31 protein-coding genes are annotated in these 26,077 nt (G+C 72.2%); 18 read left to right on the top strand and 13 right to left on the bottom strand.

The window, feature by feature from the left end; all coding sequences use genetic code 11:
* Positions 1-21: 21 nt before the first annotated feature.
* The 4 genes from B1H19_RS36825 to B1H19_RS36810 all read left to right on the top strand — a co-directional run bounded on the left by B1H19_RS36825 (position 22) and on the right by B1H19_RS36810 (position 2,176).
* On the top strand, positions 22-405 hold the full coding sequence (locus tag B1H19_RS36825; protein ID WP_083109193.1) for a roadblock/LC7 domain-containing protein: 384 nt from the start codon (positions 22-24) through the stop codon (positions 403-405).
* Positions 406-414: 9 nt separating this feature from the next.
* Positions 415-1,257, top strand: coding sequence for a hypothetical protein (locus B1H19_RS36820; protein WP_083109192.1), 843 nt, complete (start codon positions 415-417; stop codon positions 1,255-1,257).
* A 103-nt stretch (positions 1,258-1,360) separates the two neighbouring features.
* Complete coding sequence (locus tag B1H19_RS36815; protein WP_083109191.1) at positions 1,361-1,735, top strand: roadblock/LC7 domain-containing protein; 375 nt, start codon at positions 1,361-1,363, stop codon at positions 1,733-1,735.
* 66 nt (positions 1,736-1,801) lie between these two features.
* Complete coding sequence (locus B1H19_RS36810; protein ID WP_083109190.1) at positions 1,802-2,176, top strand: roadblock/LC7 domain-containing protein; 375 nt, start codon at positions 1,802-1,804, stop codon at positions 2,174-2,176.
* On the opposite strand, the gene B1H19_RS36805 is transcribed toward B1H19_RS36810, so the two are convergent.
* Genes B1H19_RS36805 through B1H19_RS36780 form a run of 6 tightly spaced genes read right to left on the bottom strand, consistent with a single transcriptional unit; the run spans position 2,153 to position 6,784 of the window.
* Positions 2,153-2,983: an urease accessory protein UreD gene (locus B1H19_RS36805; protein ID WP_083109189.1), complete on the bottom strand. Its 831-nt coding sequence runs from the start codon at positions 2,981-2,983 to the stop codon at positions 2,153-2,155. The two genes, B1H19_RS36810 and B1H19_RS36805, sit on opposite strands and share 24 nt — an antisense overlap.
* A complete protein-coding gene (gene ureG, locus B1H19_RS36800; protein ID WP_083109188.1) occupies positions 2,980-3,675 on the bottom strand; it encodes an urease accessory protein UreG in 696 nt (231 codons plus the stop codon). Before ureG ends, B1H19_RS36805 begins: the two co-directional genes overlap by 4 nt.
* 36 nt (positions 3,676-3,711) lie before the next feature.
* Complete coding sequence (locus tag B1H19_RS36795) at positions 3,712-4,386, bottom strand: urease accessory protein UreF (protein WP_083109187.1); 675 nt, start codon at positions 4,384-4,386, stop codon at positions 3,712-3,714.
* A 31-nt stretch (positions 4,387-4,417) separates the two neighbouring features.
* Positions 4,418-6,139 carry an urease subunit alpha gene (locus tag B1H19_RS36790; RefSeq protein WP_083109186.1) on the bottom strand — a complete coding sequence of 574 codons (1,722 nt, stop codon included), beginning with the start codon at positions 6,137-6,139 and terminating at the stop codon, positions 4,418-4,420.
* Positions 6,132-6,443, bottom strand: coding sequence for an urease subunit beta (locus tag B1H19_RS36785; RefSeq protein WP_030064635.1), 312 nt, complete (start codon positions 6,441-6,443; stop codon positions 6,132-6,134). Before B1H19_RS36785 ends, B1H19_RS36790 begins: the two co-directional genes overlap by 8 nt.
* Before the next feature lie 38 nt (positions 6,444-6,481).
* On the bottom strand, positions 6,482-6,784 hold the full coding sequence (locus B1H19_RS36780) for an urease subunit gamma (RefSeq protein ID WP_083109185.1): 303 nt from the start codon (positions 6,782-6,784) through the stop codon (positions 6,482-6,484).
* A gap of 501 nt (positions 6,785-7,285) precedes the next feature.
* Here B1H19_RS36780 and B1H19_RS36775 point away from each other — a divergent pair.
* Positions 7,286-8,230, top strand: a complete 945-nt coding sequence (locus B1H19_RS36775) for a M28 family metallopeptidase (RefSeq protein WP_083109184.1) — start codon at positions 7,286-7,288, stop codon at positions 8,228-8,230.
* A gap of 39 nt (positions 8,231-8,269) precedes the next feature.
* On the opposite strand, the gene B1H19_RS36770 is transcribed toward B1H19_RS36775, so the two are convergent.
* A complete protein-coding gene (locus tag B1H19_RS36770; RefSeq protein WP_083109183.1) occupies positions 8,270-8,584 on the bottom strand; it encodes a type II toxin-antitoxin system Phd/YefM family antitoxin in 315 nt (104 codons plus the stop codon).
* 63 nt (positions 8,585-8,647) lie between these two features.
* Between B1H19_RS36770 and B1H19_RS36765 the strand changes: the two genes are divergently transcribed.
* The 3 genes from B1H19_RS36765 (at position 8,648) to B1H19_RS36755 (ending at position 10,569) form a co-directional block, all read left to right on the top strand.
* Complete coding sequence (locus B1H19_RS36765) at positions 8,648-9,283, top strand: ATP-dependent Clp protease proteolytic subunit (RefSeq protein ID WP_083109182.1); 636 nt, start codon at positions 8,648-8,650, stop codon at positions 9,281-9,283.
* Between the two features lie 6 nt (positions 9,284-9,289).
* The gene (locus tag B1H19_RS36760; protein WP_083109181.1) at positions 9,290-9,598 is read left to right on the top strand and encodes a hypothetical protein; all 309 of its coding nucleotides are present in this window, start codon (positions 9,290-9,292) and stop codon (positions 9,596-9,598) included.
* Between the two features lie 497 nt (positions 9,599-10,095).
* Positions 10,096-10,569 carry a C40 family peptidase gene (locus tag B1H19_RS36755; protein ID WP_083109180.1) on the top strand — a complete coding sequence of 158 codons (474 nt, stop codon included), beginning with the start codon at positions 10,096-10,098 and terminating at the stop codon, positions 10,567-10,569.
* Positions 10,570-10,694: 125 nt separating this feature from the next.
* On the opposite strand, the gene B1H19_RS36750 is transcribed toward B1H19_RS36755, so the two are convergent.
* A complete protein-coding gene (locus tag B1H19_RS36750; protein WP_083109179.1) occupies positions 10,695-11,417 on the bottom strand; it encodes a LysE family translocator in 723 nt (240 codons plus the stop codon).
* 139 nt (positions 11,418-11,556) lie between these two features.
* Between B1H19_RS36750 and B1H19_RS36745 the strand changes: the two genes are divergently transcribed.
* On the top strand, positions 11,557-12,471 hold the full coding sequence (locus tag B1H19_RS36745) for a LysR family transcriptional regulator (protein ID WP_083109178.1): 915 nt from the start codon (positions 11,557-11,559) through the stop codon (positions 12,469-12,471).
* Between the two features lie 46 nt (positions 12,472-12,517).
* Here the strand turns inward: B1H19_RS36745 and B1H19_RS36740 are convergent, their stop codons facing one another.
* Positions 12,518-12,946, bottom strand: a complete 429-nt coding sequence (locus tag B1H19_RS36740; protein ID WP_083109177.1) for an ATP-binding protein — start codon at positions 12,944-12,946, stop codon at positions 12,518-12,520.
* A gap of 195 nt (positions 12,947-13,141) precedes the next feature.
* Positions 13,142-14,356 carry an 8-amino-7-oxononanoate synthase gene (locus B1H19_RS36735; protein ID WP_083109176.1) on the bottom strand — a complete coding sequence of 405 codons (1,215 nt, stop codon included), beginning with the start codon at positions 14,354-14,356 and terminating at the stop codon, positions 13,142-13,144.
* Positions 14,357-14,582: 226 nt separating this feature from the next.
* Here B1H19_RS36735 and bioB point away from each other — a divergent pair, with 226 nt between their 5' ends.
* Genes bioB through bioD form a run of 3 tightly spaced genes read left to right on the top strand, consistent with a single transcriptional unit; the run spans position 14,583 to position 17,791 of the window.
* On the top strand, positions 14,583-15,722 hold the full coding sequence (bioB, locus tag B1H19_RS36730) for a biotin synthase BioB (RefSeq protein WP_083109175.1): 1,140 nt from the start codon (positions 14,583-14,585) through the stop codon (positions 15,720-15,722).
* A complete protein-coding gene (locus B1H19_RS36725) occupies positions 15,715-17,040 on the top strand; it encodes an adenosylmethionine--8-amino-7-oxononanoate transaminase (RefSeq protein WP_083109174.1) in 1,326 nt (441 codons plus the stop codon). Before bioB ends, B1H19_RS36725 begins: the two co-directional genes overlap by 8 nt.
* 49 nt (positions 17,041-17,089) lie before the next feature.
* Positions 17,090-17,791, top strand: a complete 702-nt coding sequence (gene bioD, locus B1H19_RS36720) for a dethiobiotin synthase (RefSeq protein ID WP_083109173.1) — start codon at positions 17,090-17,092, stop codon at positions 17,789-17,791.
* Between the two features lie 84 nt (positions 17,792-17,875).
* On the opposite strand, the gene B1H19_RS36715 is transcribed toward bioD, so the two are convergent.
* On the bottom strand, positions 17,876-18,247 hold the full coding sequence (locus B1H19_RS36715; protein ID WP_083109172.1) for a fic family toxin-antitoxin system, toxin component: 372 nt from the start codon (positions 18,245-18,247) through the stop codon (positions 17,876-17,878).
* Between the two features lie 60 nt (positions 18,248-18,307).
* The gene (locus B1H19_RS36710) at positions 18,308-18,571 is read right to left on the bottom strand and encodes a hypothetical protein (RefSeq protein ID WP_083109171.1); all 264 of its coding nucleotides are present in this window, start codon (positions 18,569-18,571) and stop codon (positions 18,308-18,310) included.
* A 149-nt stretch (positions 18,572-18,720) separates the two neighbouring features.
* Between B1H19_RS36710 and B1H19_RS36705 the strand changes: the two genes are divergently transcribed.
* The 5 genes from B1H19_RS36705 (at position 18,721) to B1H19_RS36685 (ending at position 24,032) form a co-directional block, all read left to right on the top strand.
* Positions 18,721-19,611, top strand: coding sequence for an LLM class F420-dependent oxidoreductase (locus B1H19_RS36705; protein WP_083109170.1), 891 nt, complete (start codon positions 18,721-18,723; stop codon positions 19,609-19,611).
* A gap of 73 nt (positions 19,612-19,684) precedes the next feature.
* Positions 19,685-20,116 (top strand): GNAT family N-acetyltransferase, encoded by a 432-nt coding sequence (locus B1H19_RS36700; protein WP_083109169.1) that lies wholly within the window; start codon positions 19,685-19,687, stop codon positions 20,114-20,116.
* Between the two features lie 82 nt (positions 20,117-20,198).
* Positions 20,199-21,539 carry a hemolysin family protein gene (locus tag B1H19_RS36695; protein ID WP_083109168.1) on the top strand — a complete coding sequence of 447 codons (1,341 nt, stop codon included), beginning with the start codon at positions 20,199-20,201 and terminating at the stop codon, positions 21,537-21,539.
* Entirely contained in the window at positions 21,536-22,561 is a 1,026-nt protein-coding gene (locus B1H19_RS36690; protein WP_083109167.1) for a hemolysin family protein, read from the top strand. The genes B1H19_RS36695 and B1H19_RS36690 overlap by 4 nt, the downstream gene beginning before the upstream one ends.
* A gap of 181 nt (positions 22,562-22,742) precedes the next feature.
* Positions 22,743-24,032 carry an FAD-dependent oxidoreductase gene (locus B1H19_RS36685; protein WP_083109166.1) on the top strand — a complete coding sequence of 430 codons (1,290 nt, stop codon included), beginning with the start codon at positions 22,743-22,745 and terminating at the stop codon, positions 24,030-24,032.
* Here the strand turns inward: B1H19_RS36685 and B1H19_RS36680 are convergent.
* Positions 24,007-24,630, bottom strand: a complete 624-nt coding sequence (locus B1H19_RS36680; RefSeq protein ID WP_083109165.1) for a TetR/AcrR family transcriptional regulator — start codon at positions 24,628-24,630, stop codon at positions 24,007-24,009. The genes B1H19_RS36685 and B1H19_RS36680 overlap by 26 nt on opposite strands.
* Before the next feature lie 100 nt (positions 24,631-24,730).
* On the opposite strand from B1H19_RS36680, the gene B1H19_RS36675 reads away from it, so the two are divergent.
* The gene (locus B1H19_RS36675) at positions 24,731-25,567 is read left to right on the top strand and encodes an SGNH/GDSL hydrolase family protein (protein ID WP_083109164.1); all 837 of its coding nucleotides are present in this window, start codon (positions 24,731-24,733) and stop codon (positions 25,565-25,567) included.
* Positions 25,568-26,077 lie beyond the last annotated feature (510 nt).

Here is a 26,077-nt window from a genome sequence, read left to right as displayed (position 1 = left end):
GCTGCCACAAGGAGATCAGAAGTGTCCGGTATCGACCAGGTGTTGGCCCAAGCGATGGGGATCCCCGGCGTGCTGGGCGCCGGGCTGACCGACTGGACCAGCGGACTGGCACTCGGTACGGCCGGACGCGCCCCGCACGACGACCCCGAAGCGGCCGCCGCGGACACGGCCGAGGTGGTCCAGGCCGTGGTGCGCAATGCCACCTTCGAGAGCGCCGACGCCGACGGTCCCGGCCTGGAGGACGTCATCATCACCTCCGCGGGCGGCTACCACCTCATCCGGTTCGTCCGGACGGCCTTCGACAGCCAGACCTGTCTGCATCTGTGGCTGGATCGCGCGCAGGCCAATCTGGCCCTCGCCCGGCTACGGCTGCGCGAGCTGGCGGCGGAGCTGGTCGCGGCCTGACGCCCCGTCATGACCCGTTCCATAGCGCCCCCTCCGGGGGCCACCCCTTCCGGACCGCTCGACCACTTAGCCGCACAACGCGTCACCGGCGCGCTGTACGCCCCCAACGCCTGCTTCTATCTGCGCGACGGCGCCGTCTACTGCGTCGAGGGCACCGCCGCGCCCGGGACCGGCGCCCTGCTCGGGGCGGCCGGGCGGCTGCCCGCGGAGCGCTGGCAGCGGGCCCGGGACACCGCCGGGCCGGCGCACCGGGGCGGACAGTTCCTGGTCGGCGAGGGCTGGCTGACCCAGGGCGAGCTGGAGATCTGCCATCTGGGCGCGCTCCTCGACGCCGCGTTCTTCGCGCTGCCGCTGCCACCCGAGGCCACCTCGTTCACCCCGGGCACCGCGCACTGGCTGGGCGTCGTCCGCGCCGTCAGCGCCGCCGCCCTCCAGCGGGCGACGGCCCACCGCCGGGCGCTGCTGGACCGGTTACGGCCCTGGGCGGCGGTCGATGCCGCCCCCGTGGTCCCCGTGGCCCCCGAGGACGGGGTCCCCTCCCCCGCCACCGTGCGGCAGCGCCGGCTGCTCGAAAGCGCCGACGGCCGGCACACCCCGTACGAACTCGCCCGCGCACTGGGCCAGTCCGCGTTCCTGACGCTGCTGGACACCCGCCGTCTCGCCGCGGCCGGACTCGTCCGGATGCCCGCCGCGCTGCCCAGGCGGCGCCCCGGTGCCTGTCACCCCGTACCGCCCACCCCCCAAGGCCCCCCGCCGAACTGGCAACTCCCGGTGCCGGATCTGCTCGAGACCTCCGATCCGGATGTTGCCCTCCTTGTCCGACTGCGTACGGCGCTGGAGGAGAACCTATGACGGCCGTGCCCCCTTTCCCGCACACCACCCGGCCATGAGGCACGTATTCGGAATGCGCGTCCTCAGACAGAAAGCCGGCATTCCCCGAAGAGACAGGAGACCCATGACGATCGAACCCGATGTGCGCGAGGAACTGCTCGCACTGCGCGATCAAGTACGGCATCTGCACGGCGGAATGGTGGCCAGTGCGGACGGGATGGTGATCGCCCACGATCTCCGGGACATCGAACCGGACGGTCTCGCCGCGCTGACCGCCGCGGCCATCGGGGTCGCCAAACGGCTCACCGAGGCCACCGGCCAGGGCGGTTTCGAGGAATCCCTCACCCGCGGCACCGACGGATATATCGCGGCCTATTCGGCCGGCAGCCGCGCGGTGCTGACGGCCGTGGCCGGTCCGAAGACCAATGTGGGCCGACTGCACTGGCAGGCCCGGCAGACGGCGGCACGGATAGGCGCCCTGATGGACAGCCGGTCCTGACCCCTCCCTCTTTCCGACAACACCACTGACACGAAGTCCGACCACACCGAAAGGTCCGTCCCACCCATGGCACAAATGGAATCCGCCCTCTCCGATGCGATGTCCACCATCGAAGGCGCCATCGGCGTCGCCCTGGTCGACTACACCAGCGGAATGGCGCTCGCCACGCTCGGCGACAACAACGCGCTGGACCTCAATGTCGCCGCGGCCGGCAACACCGACGTGGTACGGGCAAAACTGCGCACCATGGAAATGCTCGAACTCCAGGGGTCCATCGAGGACATGCTCATCACCCTGACCGCGCAGTACCACCTGATCCGCCCGGTGACGGGAAAGAACGGCGCCGGGCTGTTCCTCTACCTGGTGCTGGACCGCAAACGCGCCAACCTCGCCCTGGCGCGTCACCGGCTGGCCCGTCTAGAGAGCGAACTGGAGGTGTGACCGGGCGGCCTCGTCCAGCAGGCGGCGTACGCGCAGGGCGTCCGGGGCGACGGCCGTCACCAGGGCCGCGGGGCCGGCGAGCGGGGCGAAAACGCCCGCTCCGGCGCCGCCGGTGGCGTCCCCGAGCAGCTGTACGGTGACCGGGTCGTCCGCCAACTGGGGGTCCACGAGCAGCAGTTGACCCGTGGCACGGTGGCCGTCCAGAACGGCCGCGGTGTCCCAGCCGGGGACGCCGGGCCCGTAGGCCATCTCCTGGTCCAGGAGGGTGCGGCCCGCGCGCCGGACCCTCAGCCGGCTGCGCAGCGCGCCGGTCGGCTCGTCGCTGCGGCCCAGGACCTGTTCCTCGCGCAGGACGAGGCGGGCGGTGGGGGCCAGGTCGACGGTGGTGGTCATCCGCAGATCGCTGCCCGCGGCGGAGATCAGCGGCTCGGGCAGCCACTCCAGGCATGCGCCGTCGGCCACGGTCAGGCGTACGTCGTAGACCGCGTGGTCGGCGCCGCGGCCGGGCAGCGCGACGGTGGCCGCGGCGGCCGTGATCCGCAAGGACGCGCCCTGTTCGGCGACCGCCTCGATGGCCAGCCGGTCGCCGCCGAGCGGGGCGCTCATCGCGCCGACGACGCAGACCCGGGCCTGGTGGCCGGGTGCGCGCAGGCGGCGCAGCGCGATCGGCCCGTCGCCGTCGAGGACCGGGAGGCGGGTGGTCCCCCCACCGTCGGCGCGGGCGGTGATCCGGGCGGTGGCCCGCAGACCGGCCGCCCGGGGGACGGCGGTCCGGGACGGTACGGGGGCGGGGACGGCGAGCGTCATGCGGCGCCCGCGGTCCAGTGCGCCAGCTGGTGGCGGACCCAGTCGGCGACCGGCTGCACACCGTTCTCCGCCTTCAGGGCGGTGAAGGCGACGGGGAGTTCACCGCGCTGGGCCTTCGCGTCGCGGGCCATGCCCTCCAGGTCGACGCCGACGTGCGGCGCCAGGTCCGTCTTGTTGATGACGAGCAGGTCGGAGGCGGTGACGCCGGGGCCGCCCTTGCGCGGGATGTCGTCGCCGCCCGCGACGTCGATGACGAAGATCTGGGCGTCGACCAGGCCCTTGGAGAAGGTGGCGGTCAGGTTGTCGCCGCCGGACTCCACCAGGACGAGGTCGAGCGGGCCGACGGCGTCCTCCAGGTCCTCCACGGCCTCCAGGTTGGCGGAGATGTCGTCGCGGATGGCGGTGTGCGGGCAGGCGCCGGTCTCGACGGCGGCGATCCGCTCGGCGGGCAGTACGGCCTCGCGGAGCAGGAATTCGGCGTCCTCGCGGGTGTAGATGTCGTTGGTGACGACGGCGATGGACAGCTCGTCGCGCAGCGTGCGGCACAGGGCGGCGACGGTGGCGGTCTTGCCGGTGCCGACCGGTCCCCCGAGGCCGATGCGCAGGGCTCGGCGCCGCCCATCAGGCCGTACGGGGTCGGCGGCGCTGTAGGTGTGGCGCTGGGGGAAGGTGTCCTGGTGGTCGAGGTGCATACGGACTCCGTGCGGGTTGGGGGGGGTGGGTGCGGGTCAGGACGCGAAGAGCCGTACCGGCCAGGCGGCGTGCGCCTCGGCGGCGATGTCGAGCAGCGGCGCGGAGGCGGCGGGCAGGGCGTCGACGCCGTCGGTGACGGCGCGGGCCGCGGCCTCGGCGCCCCGCTGCGCGACCTGGTCGAGGTCGGCGGCGAGCCGGGCGAGGACGGCGGTGGCGTCGAAGGGGTCCAGGCTCAGCAGGCGGACGGCGGCGGTGGCCGGGCCGCTGATGTTCTCGTAGGCCACCGCGTAGGCGGCATCCAGCGGCGCCAGCCCGGCCGACCGTGCGGCCAGGCCCAGCACCACCGGCTGATGCGCGCCCCGCGGCCGGGCCGCGGCGAGCGCGTCCAGTTCGGCCGACGGCCAGGTGGCGCGGGCGGCCCGCATCATCTGCCGGCCGAGCCGCCGGGCGACCTGCCGCAGGGCGGGTACGGGCGTACGGGCGTCGGCCGCGTCGTCCACCAGGAGCGGGTCGCAGCCGGCCGCGGCCGCGGCGGCGAGCCCCGCGGCTACCAGGCCGGCGGTGTGCAGCCGGCCCCGGCAGAAGCGTTCCAGGGTGGCGGCGTCCTTGATGCGTCCCGCGGTGACGGCCGGTTCGGCGCCGCCGGAGTGGGCGTGCCCTCCGGCGGGGAACCGGCCGTCGGCGAGGACGAGCAGCGCGGCGCGGCTCATCGATGGTGTTCCGGGGTGTTCATGGATCCGCTCAGAAGAGGAAGTACCGCTGGGCCATGGGGAGTTCGACGGCGGGGTCGGGTTCGACCACCTCGCCGTCGATGGTCACCGTGAAGGTGTCGGGGTCGACCTGGACCCGGGGCAGCGCGTCGTTGTTGCGCATGTCCGCCTTGGTGACGCCGCGGGTGGAGCGGATGGCTTCGTAGCGCTTGGCCAGCGGCAGGCGCTCGGGGAGATCGTCCTCGAGGGCCTGCGGGGAGACGAAGTTGACGGAGTTGCTGCCGGGGGCCCTGCCGGTGGCGCCGAACATCGGGCGGGGCAGCACCGGCTGCGGGGTGGGGATGGACGCGTTGGCATCGCCCATCTGCGCATAGGCGATCTGGCCGCCCTTGATGACCAGTTGCGGTTTGACGCCGAAGAACGCCGGGTCCCACAGGACGAGGTCGGCGAGCTTGCCCGCTTCGACGGAGCCGACGACATGGTCGATGCCCTGGGCGAGGGCCGCGTTGATGGTGTACTTCGCGACATAGCGGCGGGCGCGGTGGTTGTCCGCGCTGCCGTCGCCGGCCAGGGAGCCGCGGCGCCGCTTCATGACGTGGGCGGTCTGCCAGGTACGCAGCACGACCTCGCCGATGCGGCCCATGGCCTGGGCGTCGGAGGACATGATCGAGATGGCGCCGAGGTCGTGCAGGATGTCCTCGGCGGCGATGGTGGAGGGCCGGATCCGGGACTCGGCGAAGGCGAGGTCCTCGGGCACGGCGGGGTTGAGGTGGTGGCAGACCATCAGCATGTCGAGGTGCTCCTCGACGGTGTTGACGGTGTGCGGCCGCGTGGGGTTGGTGGACGCGGGCAGGACGTTCGCCTCGGAGACCATCGCGATCATGTCGGGGGCGTGGCCGCCGCCGGCGCCCTCGACATGGAAGGCGTGGATCGAGCGGCCGGCGATGGCGGCGAGGGTGTCGCCGAGGAAGCCCGCCTCGTTCAGGGTGTCGGTGTGTATCGCGAGCTGGGCGCCGCTCTCCTCGCAGACACTCAGGCAGGCGTCGAGGACGGCGGGGGTCGCACCCCAGTCCTCGTGGATCTTGAAGCCGAGGATGCCGGCGCGCAGTTGGTCGCGCATCGAGGCGAGGGAGGTGGTGTTGCCCTTGCCGAGCAGTCCGACGTTGACCGGCAGCGAGTCCATCGCCTCGAACATCCGGGCCACATGCCAGGCGCCGGGGGTGATGGTGGTGGCCTTGCTGCCTTCGGCCGGTCCGGTGCCGCCGCCGACGAGGGTGGTGACGCCGGAGGCCAGCGCCTCGTCCACCTGCTGGGGACAGATGAAGTGGACGTGGGTGTCGATGGCACCGGCCGTGAGGATCTTGCCGTTACCGGCGATGATCTCGGTCTCGGGGCCGATGACGAGGTCGGGGTGGACGCCGTCCATGGTGTCGGGGTTGCCGGCCTTGCCCAGTGCGACGATCCGGCCGTCGCGGATGCCGACGTCGGCCTTGACGATGCCCCAGTGGTCGAGGACGACGACGCCGGTGATCACGGTGTCGGGGGTGCCTTCGGCGCGGGTGGCGCGGGACTGGCCCATGGATTCGCGGATCACCTTGCCGCCGCCGAAGACGGCCTCGTCACCGGCCCTGCCGGGGCCGCCCGAGCGGTCCTCGGTGATCTCGATGACCAGGTCGGTGTCGGCGAGCCGGATCCGGTCGCCGGCGGTGGGGCCGAAGAGATCGGCGTACGCCTGGCGGGTCAGCTCAGCCATCGAGGGTGCCTCCGGTCTCGCCGCGCAGGCCCGCGACGATCCGCTTGCCCGCGATGGGGACCAGCTCGACCTCGGTGGGTATGCCGGGCTCGAAGCGCACGGCGGAGCCGGCCGCGACGTTCAGCCGCATACCGTGCGCGGCCGCGCGGTCGAAGTCGAGGCCGGGGTTGGCCTCGGCGAAGTGGTAGTGGGAGCCGACCTGGACGGGGCGGTCGGCGGCGTTGAGGACGGTCATGCGCGTGAGGGGGAGGCCTTCGTTGAGGCGCACCGGCTCGTCGGCGTAGAGGATCTGTCCCGGGATCATCGTCTGCTCTCCCGTGGTCAGTCGGGTCGGTTATCGGGTCAGTTGATGGGTTCGTGAACGGTGACGAGCTTGGTGCCGTCGGGGAAGGTGGCTTCGACCTGCACGTCGTGGATCATCTCGGCGACGCCTTCCATGACGTCGTCCCGGCCGAGCACCTTGCGTCCCGAGGACATCAGCTCGGCGACCGTCCGGCCGTCGCGGGCGCCTTCGAGGATGTGCACGGTGAGCAGCGCGAGGGATTCGGGGTGGTTGAGCTTGAGTCCTCTGGACCGTCGCTTTTCGGCCACGTCTGCCGCCACATGAATCATCAAGCGTTCTTGTTCATGCGGGGTCAGTTGCATACGTTCCACCTCACAGTCTTCACACCCGGGAGCATTTCCCCAGGTCACGGGCGTGGGCATACCCGCGCGCTTAGATGTACCACGCATTAACTAAAGGGGGAGCAAATCGACTTCCAGCAGTTCACCATCAACATCTCCGCACTGTGAGCGTAGTTCGGCGTGATTTCAGCGGCGTTACGCACCGGAGCATCCGGACACCCGATCCCACCCTCGTCGTAACACGCCGCACTTCCGTCCGTTACCTGCCGGCAACGGGAGACACCGGGGTGCACCCCACCCCGCAATTACCAGGAAAAGAGCGGAAAACGGACGGCTAGGCGACCACCGCGGCACGTTCCGTGAACACCCTTGTCCGGTATCCGCTCTTGACCGTACGGAAAGTGATCGCAATCCTCAGGTGCGCGCCCAGCATGCGCGCGTCAAGACCACGGCGCGTGGCACCTCTGCGCGCACCAGAACACCCAACAGCTCCGCTCCAACCCCCCACACCAGGAGCCATACGTGACTCGTTCCGTACGAATACGCCGGGCCGCGCTGGCCGCGGGCGCCGCCACCGCCCTCGCCGCCACGCTCTTCACCGCGGCCGGCGCCTACGCCGATCCCGCCCCGGCCGACGCACCGGACATCGACGTCAAGGCCGTCAAGGCCGACCTCGACCAGCTCCAGTCGATCGCCGACGCCAACGGCGGCAACCGCGCCCACGGGCAGGCGGGATACAAGGCGTCCGTCGACTTCATCAAGGGCAAACTGGACAAGGCCGGATTCACCACCCGGATCCAGGAGTTCGACAACAACGGCGCCAAGGGCTACAACGTCATCGCCGACTGGCCGGGCGGCGACGAGGGCAAGACCGTGATGGCCGGCGCCCATCTGGACTCGGTCCCCGCGGGTCCCGGCATCAACGACGACGGCTCCGGTTCGGCCGGCATCCTCGAGGTCGCCCTCGCGGTCGCCAACTCCCACCTCAAGCCCGCCAAGCATCTGCGGTTCGCCTGGTTCGGCGACGAAGAGGACGGCATGGTCGGCTCGCGCGCCTATGTCGACAAGCTCGGCGCCGACAAGTCGAAGATCGACTCGTATCTGAACTTCGACATGATCGGCTCGCCGAACCCGGGCTACTTCGTCTACGACGACGACAGCCGCCTGGAGAAGGTCTTCAAGGACTGGTTCGCGACCAAGAAGATCGCTACCGAGAAGGAGACCGAGGGCGACGGCCGGTCGGACCACGCCTCGTTCAAGGACGCGGGCATCCCGGTCGGCGGCCTCTTCTCGGGCGCCGACTACATCAAGACCGAGCAGCAGGCGAAGAACTGGGGCGGCGAGGCGGGCAAGGCGTTCGACGCCTGCTACCACCAGTCCTGCGACACCTCGAAGAACCTCGACGAGAAGGCGCTGGACATCAACACCGACGCCATCGCACACGCCATCTGGCAGCTCAGCTCCTGAGCCACCCGCTCCCCCGTACGGTCGGCGCCCGCCGAACCGTCATCTCTCCCGACCCGGTCGCCGGTCCCCGGCGGCCGGGTCGCGGTGTTCTGCCGCGATACCGAACCGGCGCCGTTCGCCCGCAGCGGACGGCAGCTGCCGCACCGTGGACACCGTACTGATCACCTGCTCGTCCTGAGCGTCCTGCTCGCGCCGCCCCAGCTCCTCGAGGAGTTGCAGGTCAGCGGCGGAAACCAACGCGACCAGGGGTTTTCCGTGGCGGGTGACGACCACCCGCTCGCTGCCGTAGACGACGCGGTTGATCAGATCCGCGAGCTCCGCCCGGGCTTGCGTCACCGGAATTTCGTAGGCCATGCTCCCATTCTAACGGGATGTACGTCCTGTACATTTTTTACAGAACAGAGGAGAGGAGCGGTCATGCTGCGACCGACGGCCCGCTACGTCCTGCCGGAATTCACCGAGCGCACCACCAACGGGACGCGCACCCTGGATCCGTACTCCAAGCTGCTGAGCGAGCGGATCATCTTCCTGGGCACCGCGATCGACGACACCTCCGCCAACGACGTGATGGCCCAGCTCATCCACCTCGAACACGCCGCCCCGGAGCAGGACATCTCGCTCTACATCAACTCCCCCGGCGGCTCCTTCACCGCGATGACCGCGATCTACGACACGATGCGGTTCGTCTCCTGCGACATCGAGACGGTGTGCCTGGGCCAGGCCGCCTCGTCGGCCGCGGTGCTGCTGGCCGCCGGTACGCCGGGCAAGCGGCTGGCGCTGCCCGGCGCCCGGATCCTGATCCACCAGCCGTCGCTCAGCGAGCCGGTCCAGGGCCAGGTCGCCGATCTGGAGATCCAGGCGACGGAACTGCTGCGCACCCGCGGCACCCTGGAGAAGCTGCTCGCCGAACACACCGGTCAGCCGCGGCAGGTGATCGCGGCGGACATCGAGCGCGACAAGATCTTCGACGCGCCGTCGGCACAGGAGTACGGCCTGATCGACGGGCTCACCCGCGGCCGCAAGCAGCAGTCCGCCCCGTTCGGCGTGCGGTGAGCCGGGATGCTGCCACCGGAACTGCCGCCGCTGCCCGCGCTGACGCGAGCCGAGGGCGAGGTGATCGACCGTTATCTGGAGGTCGTCGATCTGCTGGGCCGGATCAATCCGGCGCGCAGCGGCGGCACTTACAGCGCGCTGCGCGCGGCCCAGGCACTGGTCCGCTCGGCGGCCGCGCTGCGCGAGGCGCTGGCGCTGATGCACAGCCGGGGCGAGAGCGAACTGCACACCGCGACGCTGACCCGCGCGCTCCTGGTCCTGGACGGTGAACGGCGAGCCGGACTCGTCACGGTACCGCCGCAGTCCGCGCCCTGAATCCGACACCGACCGCGCCCGACGAGCCCGGACGGCGTAGCAGGCGGGCCCGCGATGAAGGGGTGACAACTTGCAGAACACGCCCGCACGTCGTCCGGCAGGCGACGCGTCGCCGCTGGTCCTGGCGTCGGCGGTCGCGACGGACCACCCCGGAAAACCGCCATAAGCCACCTTTTGGATCAAATGTGACCAATGTCACACAGTGGTGTAACAACGCATTTCTTGCCGGATTTTGGACGGCGAGGGCGTGAAGATCCCTCCACGACAAGACCCCGCCACAGCGACGGGGCGGTCCGGACGGACGCCCAATCCTGCCGCCGTCCGGATGTCAGGTCGATGCGGTATGGACCGGCAGGAGCGGAGGAACCGAGCACGACGGGGCCGCGGCCTTCGGGCCGACGCGCTCCTTGGGGTGAAGCCGTACGCACGGCCGGGCATTCTTCGCCTGCCCGAACCCGACAGGTCCCCCTTCGCAGGCGGCTGACGAAGGGTTGCGCATGAGCGTGCGCAGGCATCTGCCGCATCTGCTGGCTCGCGCCGGCACCGTCTCCGCCCTGACGATGATCACCGTCGCGGGCACCACCCTGGGCCCGGGAACGGCCCAGGACGCCGACGCCGCCGCCATCTCCGCCAAGGCCCTGCGGATCGCGGCCTCCAAGCGCGGCTCCCCCTACCAGTGGGGCGCCCAGGGCCCGTACCGCTTCGACTGCTCGGGGCTGACCCGCTACTCGTTCAGGCACGCGGGGAGGATGCTGCCCCGCACCGCCGCCGCGCAGTACAACCACATCAACCATGTCTCCCGCGCGGCGCGCAGAAGCGGCGATCTGGTCTTCTTCCACACGGCCCGCGGCGTGTACCACGTCGGCATCTACGCGGGCCGCGGCCGGATCTGGCATGCGCCCAAGTCGGGTGCGGTGGTGCGGCTGGAGCGGATCTGGAGCTCCGCGGTGTGGTACGGGCGGGTGGGCTGAGGTCCGCGGCCGAGTGTCAGTGGCCGCCGGTACGTTGGAACAGTGACCGGCGGTGCGGTGACCGGCCGCGAGGTGGCCTGCCACGCGGTGACCTGCGGTGCGGTGACCTGCCACGCGGTGACCTGTCAGGCGAGCACCAGCTCGGCCAGCAGGACGCCGCCCAGCACGGTCAGCAGCGTTCCGGTGGCCGCCTCCAGGGCGCGGGCCACCGGCGGGCGCCGCAGTTGGCCGCCGAGGCGGTCGACGAGCAGTGCCACGGCGGGAAACCACACCGCCGCCATGGCGACGACGATGGCGGCCAGCAACAGGGTGCGGGGCAGCGGGGGCTGTCCCGCCGGGACGAACTGCGGGAGCAGACTGAGGAAGAGAACGGGGGCCTTGGGATTGAGCGCATTGGTGAGAAAGCCCTGGCGCAGGCTGTGTGCGGTGCTCCGGCGGGCCGTCGCACCGGGCCGGGGGCCCTGAGCGGCGAGGTCCCGGGCGGGTGCGTTCCCGGCGCGGGCCTCCCCGGCGGATCCGTCCTGCGCCGCAGCGGCGAGCCGCTCCGCGCGCGCTGCGGACCACTGCAGTGCGGCCGCGCTCAATGAACGGATGCCCAGATACAACAGATAGCCGCCGCCCAGCAGTTGGACGGTCTGGAACAGCGTCGGCACGGCCACCAGCACCGCCGCCAGTCCGGCCACCGCCAGCGCGGTGTGCACCAGCAGCCCGCCGGCGACGCCGAGCGCGGCCGCCACTCCTGCCCGGCGCGAGTCCAGGGCCTGGCGCACCACGACCGCGAAGTCCGCGCCCGGCAGGGCGACCATGCCCGCGGCGACGGCGGTGAAAGTCATCAGCTGTCCGTCCATGAGAGCAGCCTCGCTCCTCAGGGCCTTTAATAGGTACTGGGAATCTTGAGGGTCAGCCCAAAGGGATTCTTAAGGCTCCGCAGGTGGAGCCGGTGCGTCCCGGAAGGCCCGGGAGGCTCAGGAGGAGGCGGCGGATCCCGTGTACGACCCCACCCGGCTGGCCGCCCTCGTGGCGGTGGCGGAGGCCGGTTCGATCACCCGGGCGGCCGACCGGCTCGGCTACACCGCGCCCGCGCTCTCCCAGCAGCTGGCCAAGCTGGAGCGGGAGGCGGGGGCGGCGCTGCTGGTGCGTCACCACCGCGGCGCCCGGCTGACGGCGGCCGGTGAGCTGCTGCTCGTACGGGCGCGGCGGGTGCTGGACGAGCTGGACCTGGCGCGGCACGAGCTGGCGCGGCTGACCGGGCTGTCCGGCGGGCGGCTGCGGGTGGGCACGTTCGAGACGGCCGGTACGCATCTGCTGCCGCCCGCGCTCAGCTCGTTCCGTCGGGCGCACCCGGATGTGGAGCTGAGCGTGACGGAGTTCGTCCCGCCCCAGGAGATGACGGCGGTGGCGCTGGGCGAGGTGGATCTGGCGCTGACGCACGAGTATGTGCCCGGCGAGGCGGTGCCGGTGCCGGACGGCGTACGGCTGGAGCCGCTGCTGACCGAGGAGCTGGTGCTGGTCACGGCCCCCGGCCACGCCCTGTCGGCGGGCACCGGGCGGCTCGCGCTGAGCGAACTGGCCGGCCAGCCATTGGTGAGCATGGCGCCGGCCAATCCCAACCGGCGGGCGGTGGAGGCGGCTCTGGCGGCCGCCGGGGCGAGTGTGGCGGTGCGCTGTGAGTCCCCGGGCTACGGGGTGGTGTGTGCGCTGGTCAGCGCCGGGATGGGGGTGGCGGTGGTGCCAGAGATGATGGCGGTCGGGGCGGTGACCCCGTTGGGGATGCGCCGGCTGGATCCGCCCGAGCTGCGCCGCACGATCTCGGTGGCCTCCCGCTCCGGCAGCGGCACCCCGGCCGCGGACACCCTGCGCGCCCTGCTGCACGGCGCGTTCGCCCGCAAGCCGGCGTCCTGAAGCGGGCGGGCCGGGCGGCCGGTCACCGGGAGGGCCGCGCGGTCGTTCACCCGGCGGCGGCCGTCCACGGCATCGCGATGCTGACGGTCTTCCCGCCGCACTCACTGGGCACGACCGACAGCCGCCCGCCGGCTTCCGCGGCGAGCGAGCGGATGATGACCATGCCCCGCCCGTTGTCCTGCTGGACGGCGGCGGGCAGCCGCTGGGGCCGGCGCGGAGAGCTGTCCGTGACGCCGACCCGCAGCAGTTCCCCGCGGTCGAGGCGGAGCGCGACGGTGAACGTCGGGGACGTGCCGAAGGTGTGCAGGACGGCGTTGGTGGCGAGCTCGGAGACGATCAGCCGGACGGTGTCGGCGGTCTCGGCGCCGTCGGGCAGGCCCCAGTCGGCCAGCACCTTGAGCGCATGGCGGCGGGCGAGGGCCACGGAGGCCGGGGCGGTCGGCAGGGTGAGTGAGGATTCCTGGTGGTCGGCCATCGCGACGTCGTCCCTTTCCCGCCGGGGCCGCACCGGGTGCCCGGTACGCCTCGGCCTGGTGCTGTGCGCGCCAGGGTGCCACTCCTGCCGCCGTTCTGCGGGCCGATCCGCGGAGATATACGGATTTCTCTCGCTCAAAGCGGTGAAGTCTGCAACGTCAGACGGTATTTGGACGACGCCGCATCGTCGCTTCCCTCAACCGGCCGGTGCGGTGGCGATGATCACGCCCACCGCCGTATCGACCTGATCGTCCGTCAGGTCTCCCCGGGCGGTGAGCCGCAGCCGGGAGATCCCGTCCGGGACGGACGGCGGCCGGAAGCAGCCGACCGCGAGCCCGGCCTCGCGGCAGTCGGCCGCCCAGCGGACCGCCTGCTGCGGGGACGGCGCCTGTACGGAGACCACCGCGGCATCCGGCCGTACCGCCGACAGACCGGCCGCGGTGAGCCGCGTGTGCAGGGCGGCGGCCACCTCGCGGGCACGCCGGGAGCGCTGGGGTTCGCGGCGGAGCAGCCGGAGCGCGGCGAGCGCGCCGCCAGCCGCCGCGGGGGCCAGGCCGGTGTCGAAGATGAACGACCGGGCGGTGTTGACCAGATGCTCGATGACCCGGGCCGGGCCGAGGACCGCGCCGCCCTGGGAGCCGAGCGCCTTGGAGAGCGTCACGGTGGTCACCACGTCGGCGTCCCCGGCGAGCCCGGCGGCCGCCACCGCGCCGCGTCCGCCGTCGCCCAGCACGCCCAGCCCGTGCGCGTCGTCGACGAGGAGCGCGGCACCGTGCGCCCGGCAGGCCGCGGCGAGCGCGCCCAGCGGCGCGGCATCGCCGTCGACGGAGAACACCGAGTCGGTCACGGCCAGCGCCCGCCCCCGGTGGCCGTCGAGTGCGGCGCGTACGGCCGCCGGGTCGGCGTGCGGGGTGACCTCCGTACGGGCCCGGGACAGGCGGCAGCCGTCGATCAGGGAGGCGTGGTTGCCCGCGTCGGAGACGAGGAGGGTGGTGCGGTCGGTGAGCGCGGTGACGGCGGCGAGGTTGGCCGCATAGCCCGAGGACAGCACCAGCGCCGCCTCGAAGCCGCAGAACGCGGCCAGTTCGGCCTCCAGTTGGGCGTGCAGTTCGGTGCTGCCGGTCACCAGGCGGGAGCCGGTCGCGCCCGCGCCCCACTGCCGGGCGGCGCGGGCGGCGGCGTCGGTGACCTCGGGGTGGCGGGCCAGCCCCAGATAGTCGTTGCCGGCCAGGTCCAGCAGCGGGGAGGCGGCGGGGCGGGGCCGCAGCGTACGGACCAGCCCGGCGCGTCGGCGGTGGTCGTGCGCCGCGTCGATCCAGTCGAAGGCCGCGCCGGACACCGGGCGTACGGATGCGGCCGGGCCCGGTGCGATGGCGTCACGCGGCGGCGCGGTGGCTGATTCCTGTGGCATCGGCGTCCTTGTCTTCCCGTCCCCGTCCCGCGGCCGCGCATGCCGGCTCCGCGTGGTTGACGGCGGAGGGGTGGGTGGAGCCGAAGGGGGAGGTGATTGTGGGCTGTCGATAGACGTTAGCGGTCGTTCCGCACGGTCACGGTGTGGCGATACACACACCCCGATCGCGGCGCGTTGTGGGAATCCTCCTTGGCCGGGGGCGGTGACGTAGGCCAGGATCAACGCCATGGACCTGCTGAACACACTGGTGGACAAGGGACTGCGGCGCGAGTTGCCGACCCGCGAAGAGGCGCTCGCCGTACTGGCGACCTCCGATGACGAGCTGCTCGATGTCGTGGCCGCGGCCGGAAAGGTGCGCCGCCAGTGGTTCGGGCGGCGGGTCAAGCTCAACTATCTGGTCAACCTCAAGTCGGGCCTGTGCCCCGAGGACTGCTCGTACTGCTCGCAGCGGCTGGGCTCGAAGGCCGAGATCCTCAAGTACACCTGGCTCAAGCCCGATGACGCCTCCAAGGCGGCGGCCGCCGGTGTGGCGGGCGGTGCCAAGCGGGTCTGCCTGGTGGCCAGTGGGCGCGGGCCGACGGACAAGGACGTCGACCGGGTCTCGGAGACCATCTCCACCATCAAGGAGCAGAACGAGGGCGTGGAGGTGTGCGCCTGTCTGGGTCTGCTCTCCGACGGCCAGGCCGAACGGCTGCGCACCGCGGGGGCAGATGCGTACAACCACAACCTCAACACCTCGGAAGCCACGTACGGCGATATCTGCACCACACACGACTTCTCCGACCGGGTCTCGACCGTCCAGCAGGCCCAGGCGGCGGGCATGTCCGCCTGCTCCGGCCTGATCGCCGGTATGGGCGAGAGCGACGCCGACCTGGTCGATGTGGTCTTCGCCCTGCGCGACCTGGACCCCGACTCCGTCCCCGTCAACTTCCTGATCCCCTTCGAGGGCACCCCCCTCGCCGAGGAATGGAACCTCACCCCCCAGCGCGCGCTGCGCATCCTGGCGATGGTGCGGTTCGTCTGCCCGGACGTCGAGGTACGGCTCGCCGGCGGCCGCGAGGTGCATCTGCGCAGCCTCCAGCCGCTCGCCCTGCACCTGGTCAACTCCATCTTCCTCGGCGACTATCTGACCAGTGAGGGCCAGGCCGGCAAGGACGATCTGGCGATGATCGCGGACGCCGGGTTCGAGGTCGAGGGCACGGACACCACGACGCTGCCGGAGCACCGTACGGGCAGCGAGGCGGCGACCCCGGCCGAGGAGGCTCCCGCGGCGGCCGTCCCCGCGCCGCCCTCGGACGACACCCGCCGGGACCTGGTCTCGGTACGCCGCCGTGGCGCCGGCACCGACCTGCCGCCCAATGCCTGAGCCGCTCCCCGGCCCGGCCGCGGCGCTCACCCCCGACGAACTCCTGGCGCTCGACCGGCAGCACGTCTGGCATCCGTACGGGCCGATGCCCGGCCGCGCCGAGCCGCTGCTGGTGGAGTCGGCGTCCGGCGTCCGGCTGCGGCTGGCCCGCCCCGCCGAGGGGCGCGATGAGCTGGTGGACGGGATGTCGTCCTGGTGGTCGGCGGTGCACGGCTACAACCACCCGGTGCTCAACGACGCCGCGCGGGGCCAGCTGGAGCGGATGAGCCATGTGATGTTCGGCGGGCTCACCCACGAGCCCGCCGTACGCCTGGCCAAACGGCTCGTCGATCTCACCCCGGAGCCGCTGGAGCATGTCTTCCTGGCCGACTCCGGCTCGGTGTCGGTCGAGGTCGCCGTCAAGATGTGCCTTCAGTACTGGCGCTCGCTGGGCAGGCCGAGCAAACAGCGGCTGCTGACCTGGCGGGGCGGCTATCACGGCGACACCTGGCAGCCGATGTCGGTCTGCGATCCGGACGGCGGTATGCACGAGCTGTGGCAGGGGGTGCTGCCGCGGCAGATCTTCGCGGACGCACCGCCGCCCGGTTTCGACACCCCGCCCGATCCGGCCTATCTGACGCATCTGCACGATCTGATCGCCCGGCACGCCGACGAACTGGCCGCGGTGATCGTGGAGCCGGTCGTCCAGGGCGCGGGCGGAATGTCCTTCCACTCCCCCGCGTATCTGCGGGCGCTGCGCGAGGCGTGCGACGCGCACGACGTCCTGCTCGTCTTCGACGAGATCGCCACCGGCTTCGGCCGTACGGGCGAACTCTTCGCGGCCGGGCACGCCGGCGTCGCACCCGACGTCATGTGTCTGGGCAAGTCCCTGACCGGCGGTTATCTCACCCTCGCGGCGACGCTGTGCACGGCCGCGGTCGCCGAAGGCATCTCGCAGGGCGAGCTTCCCGTTCTGGCGCACGGCCCCACCTTCATGGGCAACCCGCTGGCCACCGCCGTCGCGGACGCCTCCATCGGTCTGCTGCTGTCCCAGGCCTGGGCGCAGGAGGTCAAACGGATCGAGACCGGGCTGCGGGACGGGCTGGCGGCGGCCGCGGGCGTGGCCGGGGTGCGGGACGTCCGCGTCCTGGGCGCGATCGGCGTCGTCCAGCTCGACCATGCGGTGGACATGGCGGCCGCGACCCGGGCGGCGGTCCGGGAGGGCGTCTGGCTGCGGCCGTTCCGGGATCTGATCTACACCATGCCGCCGTACATCACCGGCGACGACGACGTGGCACGCATCTGCGCCGCGGTGTGCGCGGCGGCGCGCGAGGGCTAGGGTCCGTCCGGCCCTGACCCATCGGATCGACCCCAGGGAGCAACGAGAGATGTCGGTGCTGTTCGTGACGGGCACGGGCACGGAGATCGGCAAGACCGTGACCACGGCCGCGATCGCTGCGGCGGCGCTCGCCGAGGGCCGTTCGGTGGCGGTGCTCAAACCGGCACAGACCGGGGTGGGCGCCGACGAGGCGGGCGACGCGGCGGAGGTCGTGCGGCTGGCGGGTCCGGTCACCACGGCCGAACTCGCCCGCTTTCCCGAGCCGTTGGCGCCCGCCACGGCCGCCTCCCGGGCCGGGCTGCCCGCGGTGGGCCCGGCCGAGATCGCCGAGGCCGCCGCCAAGCTGGACGCCTCGCACGACCTGGTGCTCGTCGAGGGCGCCGGCGGCCTCCTCGTCCGCTTCGACGACGAAGGCCACACCCTCGCCGACGCCGCCCGCCTGGCCAGGGCCCCCGTCCTGGTGGTCGTCCAGGCCGGTCTCGGCACCCTCAACATCACCGCCCTGACCGCCCTGGCCCTGCGGGCGCACGGCCTCCACTGCCCCGGTGTCGTCATCGGCGACTGGCCCGCGCGGCCCGACCTCGCCGCGCGCTGCAACCTCACCGATCTGCCCGAGTCCGCGGGTGCCCCGCTCCTGGGCGTGATTCCGCAGGGCTCCGGCTCCCTGCCGCCGCAGACCTTCCGTACGGCGGCACGGGAGTGGCTGGCACCGGAACTGTGGGGCGCGGGACCGCTGCGCCTGCCGTCCTGACGTCGGGCCGTTGGGACCGGTCGTCGGGCCGGTCGTCGGGCCGGTCGTCGGGCCGGTCCGAGGAGGCGGCCTGCGGCGGGGCCGTCACTCCGTCCAGGTGCGGAGGATGTCGGCGATGGCGCGGACGTCCGCCGTGCCGTCCTTGACGAGCCGGGCGAGGTCGCGGACCTGCTCGGGAGAGATGGTGACCTTCAGGCCGCCGGCGACGAGGTAGCCGTAGGCGACGGCGGTGGCGAACATGGCGTTCGAGCGCTCCAACGCCGGTACCTGGAGGAGGAGTTGGAGGAGGGCCGCGGCGCGGTCCTGGGGGTCGGGATAGACGGGGACGCCGAATATCTCCGCCTCGTGGCGGCTGACGGCGGCCACCAGGGCACCCCAGTCAGTGACCTGGGGGTCTCCGGGGGTGTGGCGTTCGGCGATCAGGAGGAGCCAGGCGAGGTCGATGCGCAGGGTGATGTCCGCCCCCGGGATGTCCGTGTCGTCCGTGCTGTGGTGAGGCCCAGGATGCCCCGGAGGTTACGGGGACGGCCGTCGTTCGGGGCCGGGGGGCGGACCGGGGAGCGTTTCGGGCTCGCGGCCGAATTCCTCGGCGAAGACGCGCTCGTACTGCTTCATGAAGTCGGCGGCCGCCTCGACGAAGGTCTGGCCGACCTCTCCGGCGTCCTTGAGGACGAGTTCCTCGATATAGCGGTTCACACTCACTCCCCGCTGGAGGGCGCGCTCCCGCGCCGCGTCGGCGGTGGCCTCGTCCACACGAACGTTCAGCTGTGTCTTCGCCACGGTTTCACGCTAGCGCCCCGGCGCTAGCACCGGCAAGGCGGCCGGACCGGCTCCGGACGGGAATGCCGGGAGCGGCCGCGTCGTTCGGACGATCACGGCCGCACGGTGTGCGGCCTCGGCCCGCGCCCGTCCGTCCTCAAGGGAGTCCCATGCCGCGCCCGTTCCGCTTCGGTATCAATATGTTCGCTCTCGACGACGGGGCGTCCTGGCGTCAGAAATGCCGCCGTGCCGAGGACTTGGGCTACGACGTCCTGCTCGTCCCGGATCATCTGGGCATGCCGGCGCCGTTTACCGCGCTGATCGCCGCGGCGGAGGCGACCGAGCGGCCGCGGGTGGGGACGTTCGTCCTCAACGCGGGTTTCTGGAACCCGGCGTTGCTGGCCCGCGAGGTGGCGTCCGCCGATGCGCTCACCGGCGGCCGGCTGGAGCTCGGGCTGGGGACGGGCTACGTCCGCGCCGAGCACGAAACGGCCGGGCTGCCCTGGGGCTCGCCCGGTCAGCGGGTGGACCATCTCCAGCACACCGTCGAGGAGTTGGACCGGCTGCTGGGCGATGCCGGGTATGCGCCGCAGCCCGCGCAGAAGCCCCGTCCGCCGCTGCTGATCGGCGGCAACGGCCCCCGGATGCTGCGCCTGACGGCCCGTCATGCGCAGATCGCGGCGTTCACCGGCGGCCGGCAGGCGCCGGGCAAGGCGGAGGGAGTCCTGGAGCTCCTGCCGCCGGACGCGCTGGCGGCCTCGGTGGCCCGGTACCACGAGTACGCCGCCGGGCGCCCGGAGCCGGCCGAGCTGAACATCCTCGTCCAGCAGGTGCTGCCCACCGATGACCGCCGGGCGGCGGCGCGGGAGGTCGCCGCGCGGGACATCGGGCTGACCGCGGACCAGGCGCTGGACTCGCCGACCCTGCTGATCGGCACGCCCGCCCAGATGGCCGAGCAGCTGCGCGAGCGGCGCGAGCGCTACGGGTTCTCCTACATCACCGTCCTGGAGCCGTTCCTGGACGCGTTCGCCCCGGTGCTGGAGGAGCTGAAGGGCAGCTGAGCGGGACGGGACGGCGGTCCGGCGCGTGGAAAAGGCATCGACAGCGCCGTCGGCCCGGTGGTGGGATCGCGGTATGAGTGATCTTCACATCCGGGCCGCGGCACCGTCCGATCTCGATGCCGTACTGGCCTTCTGGAAGGTGGCCGCCGAGGGCACCAGCATCAGCGACGACTCCGACGGGGTGGCGCGCCTGCTGGCCCGCGACCCCGAGTCGCTGCTGCTGGCCGAGCGAGGCGGCGAGCTGGCGGGGACGGTCATCGCCGGGTTCGACGGCTGGCGCTGCCATCTGTACCGGCTGGCCGTGCATCCCGGCCACCGCAGGCAGGGGGTCGGCGGTGCGCTGCTGGCGGCCGCCGAGGAGCGCTTCGTCGCGCTCGGCGGGCGGCGCGGGGACGCGATGGTGCTGGACCGCAACGACCTGGCCCAGCATGCCTGGCGCGCGGCGGGCTACGCGCCGGAGCCGCAGTGGAGCCGGTGGGTCAAGCACCTGGCGGACGGGGACTGAGCCGGACCGCTCCGGATGCCGGTCCGGGCCACGGAGGGCGAACGTCCCGATCCTGTTCGATCATGGGACGTGAGGTGACCCGATGACCGACCTGCTTCTGCTGGGCGTGGCGTTCCTCCTGACACTGGCCTGCGGCGTCTTCGTCGCGGCCGAGTTCTCGCTGACGACCGTCGAGCGCAGCGACCTCGAACGTGCGGCCGAGCGCGGCGAGCGCGGTGCGGACAGCGCCCTCAAGGCGGTCCGCAGCCTGACCTTCCAGCTCTCCGGCGCGCAGCTGGGCATCACGGTGACCGGCCTGGTCATCGGCATGCTCTCCAAACCGGCCATCGCCACGCTGCTGGCCGGACCGCTCGCCGCGATCGGTCTAGCGCGTTCGGTCGCCGAGTCGGCGGCGCTGGTCCTGGGTACGGCGATCTCCACGGTCGCCCTGATGGTCATCGGCGAGCTGGTGCCGAAGAACTGGGCGATCTCCAGCCCGCTGGCCATCGCCAAGAACGTCGCCACCGCTCAGCGCGGCTTCAGCGCGACGTTCAAACCGTTCATCAGGCATCTCAACAACGCCGCGAACCACATGGTGCGCCGGATGGGCCTGGAGCCCGCCGAGGAGCTGGCCTCCGCCCGCGGGCCGCAGGAGCTGGTGGCGCTGGCCCGGCATTCGGCCAAGGAGGGCGCGCTGGAGGCGGACACCGCCGAGCTGTTCGTCCGCAGCCTGGCCCTGTCCGAGCTGACCGCGGAGAACGTGATGACGCCGCGGGTGCAGGTGATGGCACTGGAGGTGCAGTCCACGGCCGAGGACGTCGCCAATGCGACCCGGGCGACGGGGCTGTCCCGTTTCCCGGTCTACCGCGGCAGCCTGGACAGCGTCGTCGGGGTCGCGCACATCAAGGACGTCCTGGCCGTCCCGGCGGAGCGCCGCCCCCGCCTGCCGGTCGCCGAGCTGCTGCGCGAGCCGCTGCTGGTGCCGGAGACGCTGACCGTGGACCGGCTGCTGGACCGGCTGTCGGGCCGGCGGACCATGGCCGTGGTCATCGACGAGTACGGGGGCACGGCCGGTGTCGCGACGCTGGAGGACATCGTCGAGGAGGTGGTGGGCGAGGTCCGCGACGAGCACGACCCGCTGGAGACGCCCGATCTGGCACCGGCCGGATCCGACGCCGAGGGCCGCGCCGCCTACCAGGCCGACGGCGCCGCCCGCACCGACCAGCTGGAGCGGATCGGCCTGCGGCCGCCGGACGGGCCGTACGAGACGCTGGCCGGGCTGATCGCGACCGAGCTGGGCCGCATCCCGGTGCGCGGCGACACCGTCGAGGTCGCCGGCTGGACGATGGACGTGCTCGATGCCTCCGGGCACCGCGCCGCGCGGGTGCTGCTGCACGCGCCCCTGGCGGGCGGCGGAGGTGCGGGGACGGAGGCCGGCCGGTGATCGCCCTCCAGCTCTTCGTGGGCCTGCTGACGCTGGTCGTCAACGCCTTCTTCGTGGGTGCCGAGTTCGCGTTGATCTCGGTGCGCCGCAGTCAGATCGAACCGCATGCCGAACGCGGTGACCGGCGGGCCACCAGCGTCCTGTGGGGGCTCCAGCACGTCTCGGCGCTGCTGGCCGCCGCCCAGCTGGGCATCACGCTGTGCACGCTGGTGCTGGGTGCGGTCGCCGAACCGGCCATCGCCTCCATCCTGGAGCCGGTCTTCCACGCCGTGGGCATCTCCGAGGCGCTGGTGCACCCGGTGTCGTTCGTGATCGCGCTGTCCCTGGCCACCTATCTGCACATGCTGTTCGGCGAGATGGTGCCCAAGAACGTCGCGCTGGCCGAGCCGGTGCGCAGCGCCCTGGTGCTGGGGCCGCCGCTGGTGGCGCTGACCCGCACGCTGCGTCCGGTGATCTTCACGGTGAACGCGTTCGCCAATGTGCTGCTGAAGCTGATGCGGGTGGAGACCCGCAGCGAGGTCGCCGCGACGTTCTCGGACGACCAGCTGGCCAAGATGGTCGAGGACTCGCGGGCCGCCGGCCTGCTGGACGAGCGGGCCCGGGAGCGGCTGCGCGATGCCCTGGAACTGGGCCGGCGCCCGGTGCGCGATGTGGTGCTGCCCGCGCACCGGGTCGTCGTCGCGCGGATGGGGGTCACCGCCGAGGACCTGGAGCGGCTGACCGCCCGGTCCGGGTTCTCGCGTTTCCCGGTCGTCGACGACGACAGCCGCATCCTCGGCTATCTGCACGTCAAGGACGCGCTGGACGCCACCCCGCGCGATCTGCCGTTCCCGGTCGGCGCGCTGCGCCCGATCGCCCGGGTCAGGGCCGCGACCCCGCTGGACGACGTCCTGACGGCGATGCGCGGCTCCCGTACCCATCTGGCCGCGGTGATCGGTGACGACGGGACGCTGGCGGGGCTGGTGACGATGGAGGACGTGCTGCGGGAGCTGGTCCTTCAGCAGCGGCCGCCCGCGGTGTGAGCCGCAGCCGCGAACGCCGCGGTCCGATTCGGAAAGACCTGACGCACACATGCGGACCCCGCACACCCCGAGACTAACCGATCGGTTAGGTTACTGACCGATCGGTTAGTCGCCCGTGCCGATGGCACGTCCGGCCGCCGTTCGTCATGTCCGTATGCCGTAGGTGCCGAGGGGGCAAGGGATGGACCGCACGACGTGCTGCATCGTGGGCGGTGGACCGGCCGGGATGATGCTGGGGCTGCTGCTGGCCAGGGCCGGTGTCGAGGTGACCGTGCTGGAGAAGCACGGCGACTTTCTGCGCGACTTCCGGGGGGACACCGTGCACCCCTCGACGCTGCGCCTGCTGGACGAGCTGGGGCTGGGCGAGGAGTTCGCGAGGTTGCCGTTCCCGAAGCTGGAGGAGATGCAGATGCAGATCGGCGACACCACGGTGGTGATGGCCGATATGCGGCGGATCCCGGGGCGGCACAAATACTTCGCGATGGTTCCGCAGTGGGACTTCCTGAACCTGATCGCGGCGGCGGGCGCCCGGGAGCCGTCCTTCACCCTGCGGATGAACACCGAGGTCACCGAGCTGCGCACGGAGGGCGGGCGGGTGCGCGGGGTGCGCTACGTCGATGCGCAGGGCCGGCCCGGTGAGCTGGCCGCGGATCTCACGGTGGCCTGCGACGGCCGGGACTCGGTGGTGCGCGCCGCGGCCGGGCTGCGGCAGGACCGCTTCGAGGTGCCGATGGACGTGTGGCAGGTACGGGTCGACGCTCCCCCAAGCTCTCAACTGCGTTCGAGCAGGGGGTACCCCCACCTCGACTCCCTGAAGGACGGCCGGGTCTTCGCACGCTTCGGCGACGGCCAGGCGGCGGTCACCATGGACCGCGGCACGTACTACCAGACCTCGTATCTGATCGCGAAGGGGCAGGACGCGGCGCTGCGCGGGGCGCATGACATCCAGTGGCTGCGCGACCGGCTGGGCGCGCTGTTCGGCTGGGACGCCGCGGTCACCGCCACGATCGGCTCGTGGGCGGACGTCAAGCTGCTGGAGGTGACGTTCGGGCGGCTGCGGCGCTGGCACCGGCCCGGACTGCTGTGCATCGGGGACGCGGCGCACACCATGTCGCCGGTCGGCGGGGTGGGGGTGAATCTGGCGCTCCAGGATGCGGTCGCGGCCGCCCGGATCCTGGCCGGGCCGCTGCGCCGCGGCACCGTCGCCGTCGCCGATCTGGCACGCGTGCAAAGGCGACGGGAGCTGCCGATGGCCGTGGTGCAGTCCTCGCAGCGGGCCGAGCACGGGCTGATCCGCGCCGCGCTGGAGGGGACGCTGGACGGGGACCGGCTGCCGGTGCCGATGCGGCTGCTGCGGCGGATACCGGCGCTGCGGACCGTGACCGGGGCGCTGGGCGGGCTCGGCATCCGGCCCGAGCGGACCCCGGCGTTCGCCCGCGCCGGGGTCAGGCCCGGCGCTCGATCGCGTTGAGGGTGAAGGTCTCCAGTTCGGCGGCCGCGGCGTCCAGGTCGAGTTCGGGATGGACGAGCCAGTGGGCGATCACTCCGTCGATCGCCCCGCCGATCGCCAGGGCCACCGTACGGGCGTCGAACTCCCGTAGGACGCCCGCTTTCTGACCTTCCGTCAGGAGGTCGGCGAGGGCCTGCCAGCGGCCGCCGGTGTCATGCGAGCCGGGCGTCTTGAGCTGGGTGCCTCCCGCGTCGTCGAGCAGCATCTCGGTGATCACGCGGACATGGCGGCGGTTGGCCTGCTGGTAGCCGATCATCGCCCGCACATAGGCGACGACGGCCTCGCGGGGGCCCTCCGCCCGCGCCAGCCGCTCGGTGACATACCCGCGGAACTGCGTCATCACCTGGTCGAGCGCGGCCCGGGTGAGGTTGTCCTTCGACGTGAAGTGGTAGAGCACCGCGGCCTTGGACACCCCGGCACGCTCGGCGATGGCGGAGAGCGAGGTGGCGGGGTAGCCGCGGGTGGAGATCAGATCGATGGTGCACTCGATGAGCTGCCGGCGCCGGGCCTGCTCGGTGAAGGTCGGTGCGTCCGGGCCGTCGCCGCGGCGGGGAGTCATCGCGCGCCCACCTCGTATCCCTTGCCTGGACCTGCCCCTTGTCGATCAGACCGTACACGCCTGCGGCCGGTCGCAGGCGGGGGGATAGGATCTGCGCGCCATGGAGATGAATGCCCACTACACCAGTTTCGTCGCGGTCGGCGACAGCTTTACCGAAGGAATGTCGGACGCGCTGCCCGACGGCTCCTACCGCGGCTGGGCCGATCTGCTGGCCGCCCGGCTGGCGGCCCTGGCCCCCGGCTTCCGCTACGCCAATCTCGCGGTGCGCGGCAAGCTCATCGGCCAGATCCTCGACGAGCAGTGCGGCCCGGCGGCGTCGATGGGCGCGGAGCTGGTGACGCTGGTCGGCGGGCTCAATGACGTCCTGCGGCCCCGGTGCGATGTGGAGCAGGTGTGCGCTCAGCTGGCGACGGCGGCCGATCTGCTGGCGAAGGGCGGCGGACAACTGGTGCTGATGCGCAGCCCGGGGCGCGAGGGGCCCGTGCTGGAGCGCTTCCGGCCGCGGATGGAGCGGCTGTTCGCGCAGATCGATGCGCTGGCGGCGCGGCACGGCGCGGTGGTGGTGGATCTGTACGGCTCGCGGGCGCTGGCCGATCCGCGGCTGTGGGCGGACGACCGGCTGCATCTGGACGCCGAGGGGCACCGGCGGGTGGCGGAGGCCGTCTGGCAGGCGCTCGGACTGCCCGCGGAGTCGGACTGGGACGCGCCGCTGCCGGCCGCCGCGGCGCCGGGCTGGCGGATGCGGCGGGCGGCGGATCTGCGGTTCGCGCGGGAGCATCTGGTGCCCTGGGTGGGGCGGCGGCTGACCGGGCGGTCCTCGGGGGACGGCCGGACAGGCGCCCAGTTTAGCGCTGAGCTGGGCAAAGCCTTCTGGGTCACCCCTGCGGACCACACAAACCCCGGCCTTGTGACGGACTGGCGACGGGTGGGGCCCTAACCCGGAGCCCCGCCCGACTGCCATAGGCTCGACAAGCGCACGGCGCCACGCGTGACGGAGGCAATAGCGCGGGGCGTATCTCGCCCCTCGCCTCCGTGTAGGGAGATCTGCACGACCTTCCAGGTATGCAGGCCTAGCGACAAGCTTCCTGATATTCCTTCTCCCTTCCTTGCCCATGCGTTGGGGAGAGAGCAGGTATTCACACGCCTGCGAAACGCCGTTGCGCCGCCGGCGGATGACCCCTTGGCGCCCCCGCCTGGCAGGCCTCTCGGCGGCCGGCAAGGGCTCCAGGGAGCCGGATCTCGTCGCGCGTGAAGTACATGGTTCTCACGTCACGGCCGATGTCTGACCAGGCGCGCGTCTCGTCCCCGGCCCGGCTCTGCGTGCAGCCGTTCGGGTTCTGCATGTACCTGACGATGGTCTTCACCAGTCGGGGCACGATGCCCTCGGGCCACTCGCGGCCGTGGGGCCACACCGCAGGCGATCTGCGGGGCGGAACCTCAACCTCAT

It is taken from the genome of Streptomyces gilvosporeus (genome assembly GCF_002082195.1).
Classification (GTDB): domain Bacteria; phylum Actinomycetota; class Actinomycetes; order Streptomycetales; family Streptomycetaceae; genus Streptomyces; species Streptomyces gilvosporeus.
This window is presented reverse-complemented; position numbering and strand designations above follow the sequence as displayed.

Excerpts from the sequence above, each read along its gene's own strand:
- B1H19_RS36780 (WP_083109185.1), bottom strand. The coding sequence starts at position 6,784 with ATGCAACTGACCCCGCATGAACAAGAACGCTTGATGATTCATGTGGCG.
- B1H19_RS36740 (WP_083109177.1), bottom strand. The coding sequence starts at position 12,946 with ATGGCCGACCACCAGGAATCCTCACTCACCCTGCCGACCGCCCCGGCC.
- B1H19_RS36785 (WP_030064635.1), bottom strand. The coding sequence starts at position 6,443 with ATGATCCCGGGACAGATCCTCTACGCCGACGAGCCGGTGCGCCTCAAC.
- B1H19_RS36765 (WP_083109182.1), top strand. The coding sequence starts at position 8,648 with ATGCTGCGACCGACGGCCCGCTACGTCCTGCCGGAATTCACCGAGCGC.
- B1H19_RS36700 (WP_083109169.1), top strand. The coding sequence starts at position 19,685 with ATGAGTGATCTTCACATCCGGGCCGCGGCACCGTCCGATCTCGATGCC.
- bioB (WP_083109175.1), top strand. The coding sequence starts at position 14,583 with ATGGACCTGCTGAACACACTGGTGGACAAGGGACTGCGGCGCGAGTTG.
- B1H19_RS36815 (WP_083109191.1), top strand. The coding sequence starts at position 1,361 with ATGACGATCGAACCCGATGTGCGCGAGGAACTGCTCGCACTGCGCGAT.
- B1H19_RS36820 (WP_083109192.1), top strand. The coding sequence starts at position 415 with ATGACCCGTTCCATAGCGCCCCCTCCGGGGGCCACCCCTTCCGGACCG.
- B1H19_RS36675 (WP_083109164.1), top strand. The coding sequence starts at position 24,731 with ATGGAGATGAATGCCCACTACACCAGTTTCGTCGCGGTCGGCGACAGC.
- B1H19_RS36805 (WP_083109189.1), bottom strand. The coding sequence starts at position 2,983 with ATGACGCTCGCCGTCCCCGCCCCCGTACCGTCCCGGACCGCCGTCCCC.
- B1H19_RS36695 (WP_083109168.1), top strand. The coding sequence starts at position 20,199 with ATGACCGACCTGCTTCTGCTGGGCGTGGCGTTCCTCCTGACACTGGCC.
- B1H19_RS36725 (WP_083109174.1), top strand. The coding sequence starts at position 15,715 with ATGCCTGAGCCGCTCCCCGGCCCGGCCGCGGCGCTCACCCCCGACGAA.
- B1H19_RS36705 (WP_083109170.1), top strand. The coding sequence starts at position 18,721 with ATGCCGCGCCCGTTCCGCTTCGGTATCAATATGTTCGCTCTCGACGAC.
- B1H19_RS36750 (WP_083109179.1), bottom strand. The coding sequence starts at position 11,417 with ATGGACGGACAGCTGATGACTTTCACCGCCGTCGCCGCGGGCATGGTC.
- ureG (WP_083109188.1), bottom strand. The coding sequence starts at position 3,675 with ATGCACCTCGACCACCAGGACACCTTCCCCCAGCGCCACACCTACAGC.
- B1H19_RS36810 (WP_083109190.1), top strand. The coding sequence starts at position 1,802 with ATGGCACAAATGGAATCCGCCCTCTCCGATGCGATGTCCACCATCGAA.
- B1H19_RS36680 (WP_083109165.1), bottom strand. The coding sequence starts at position 24,630 with ATGACTCCCCGCCGCGGCGACGGCCCGGACGCACCGACCTTCACCGAG.
- B1H19_RS36735 (WP_083109176.1), bottom strand. The coding sequence starts at position 14,356 with ATGCCACAGGAATCAGCCACCGCGCCGCCGCGTGACGCCATCGCACCG.
- B1H19_RS36790 (WP_083109186.1), bottom strand. The coding sequence starts at position 6,139 with ATGGCTGAGCTGACCCGCCAGGCGTACGCCGATCTCTTCGGCCCCACC.
- B1H19_RS36755 (WP_083109180.1), top strand. The coding sequence starts at position 10,096 with ATGAGCGTGCGCAGGCATCTGCCGCATCTGCTGGCTCGCGCCGGCACC.
- B1H19_RS36760 (WP_083109181.1), top strand. The coding sequence starts at position 9,290 with ATGCTGCCACCGGAACTGCCGCCGCTGCCCGCGCTGACGCGAGCCGAG.
- B1H19_RS36770 (WP_083109183.1), bottom strand. The coding sequence starts at position 8,584 with ATGGCCTACGAAATTCCGGTGACGCAAGCCCGGGCGGAGCTCGCGGAT.
- bioD (WP_083109173.1), top strand. The coding sequence starts at position 17,090 with ATGTCGGTGCTGTTCGTGACGGGCACGGGCACGGAGATCGGCAAGACC.
- B1H19_RS36795 (WP_083109187.1), bottom strand. The coding sequence starts at position 4,386 with ATGAGCCGCGCCGCGCTGCTCGTCCTCGCCGACGGCCGGTTCCCCGCC.
- B1H19_RS36685 (WP_083109166.1), top strand. The coding sequence starts at position 22,743 with ATGGACCGCACGACGTGCTGCATCGTGGGCGGTGGACCGGCCGGGATG.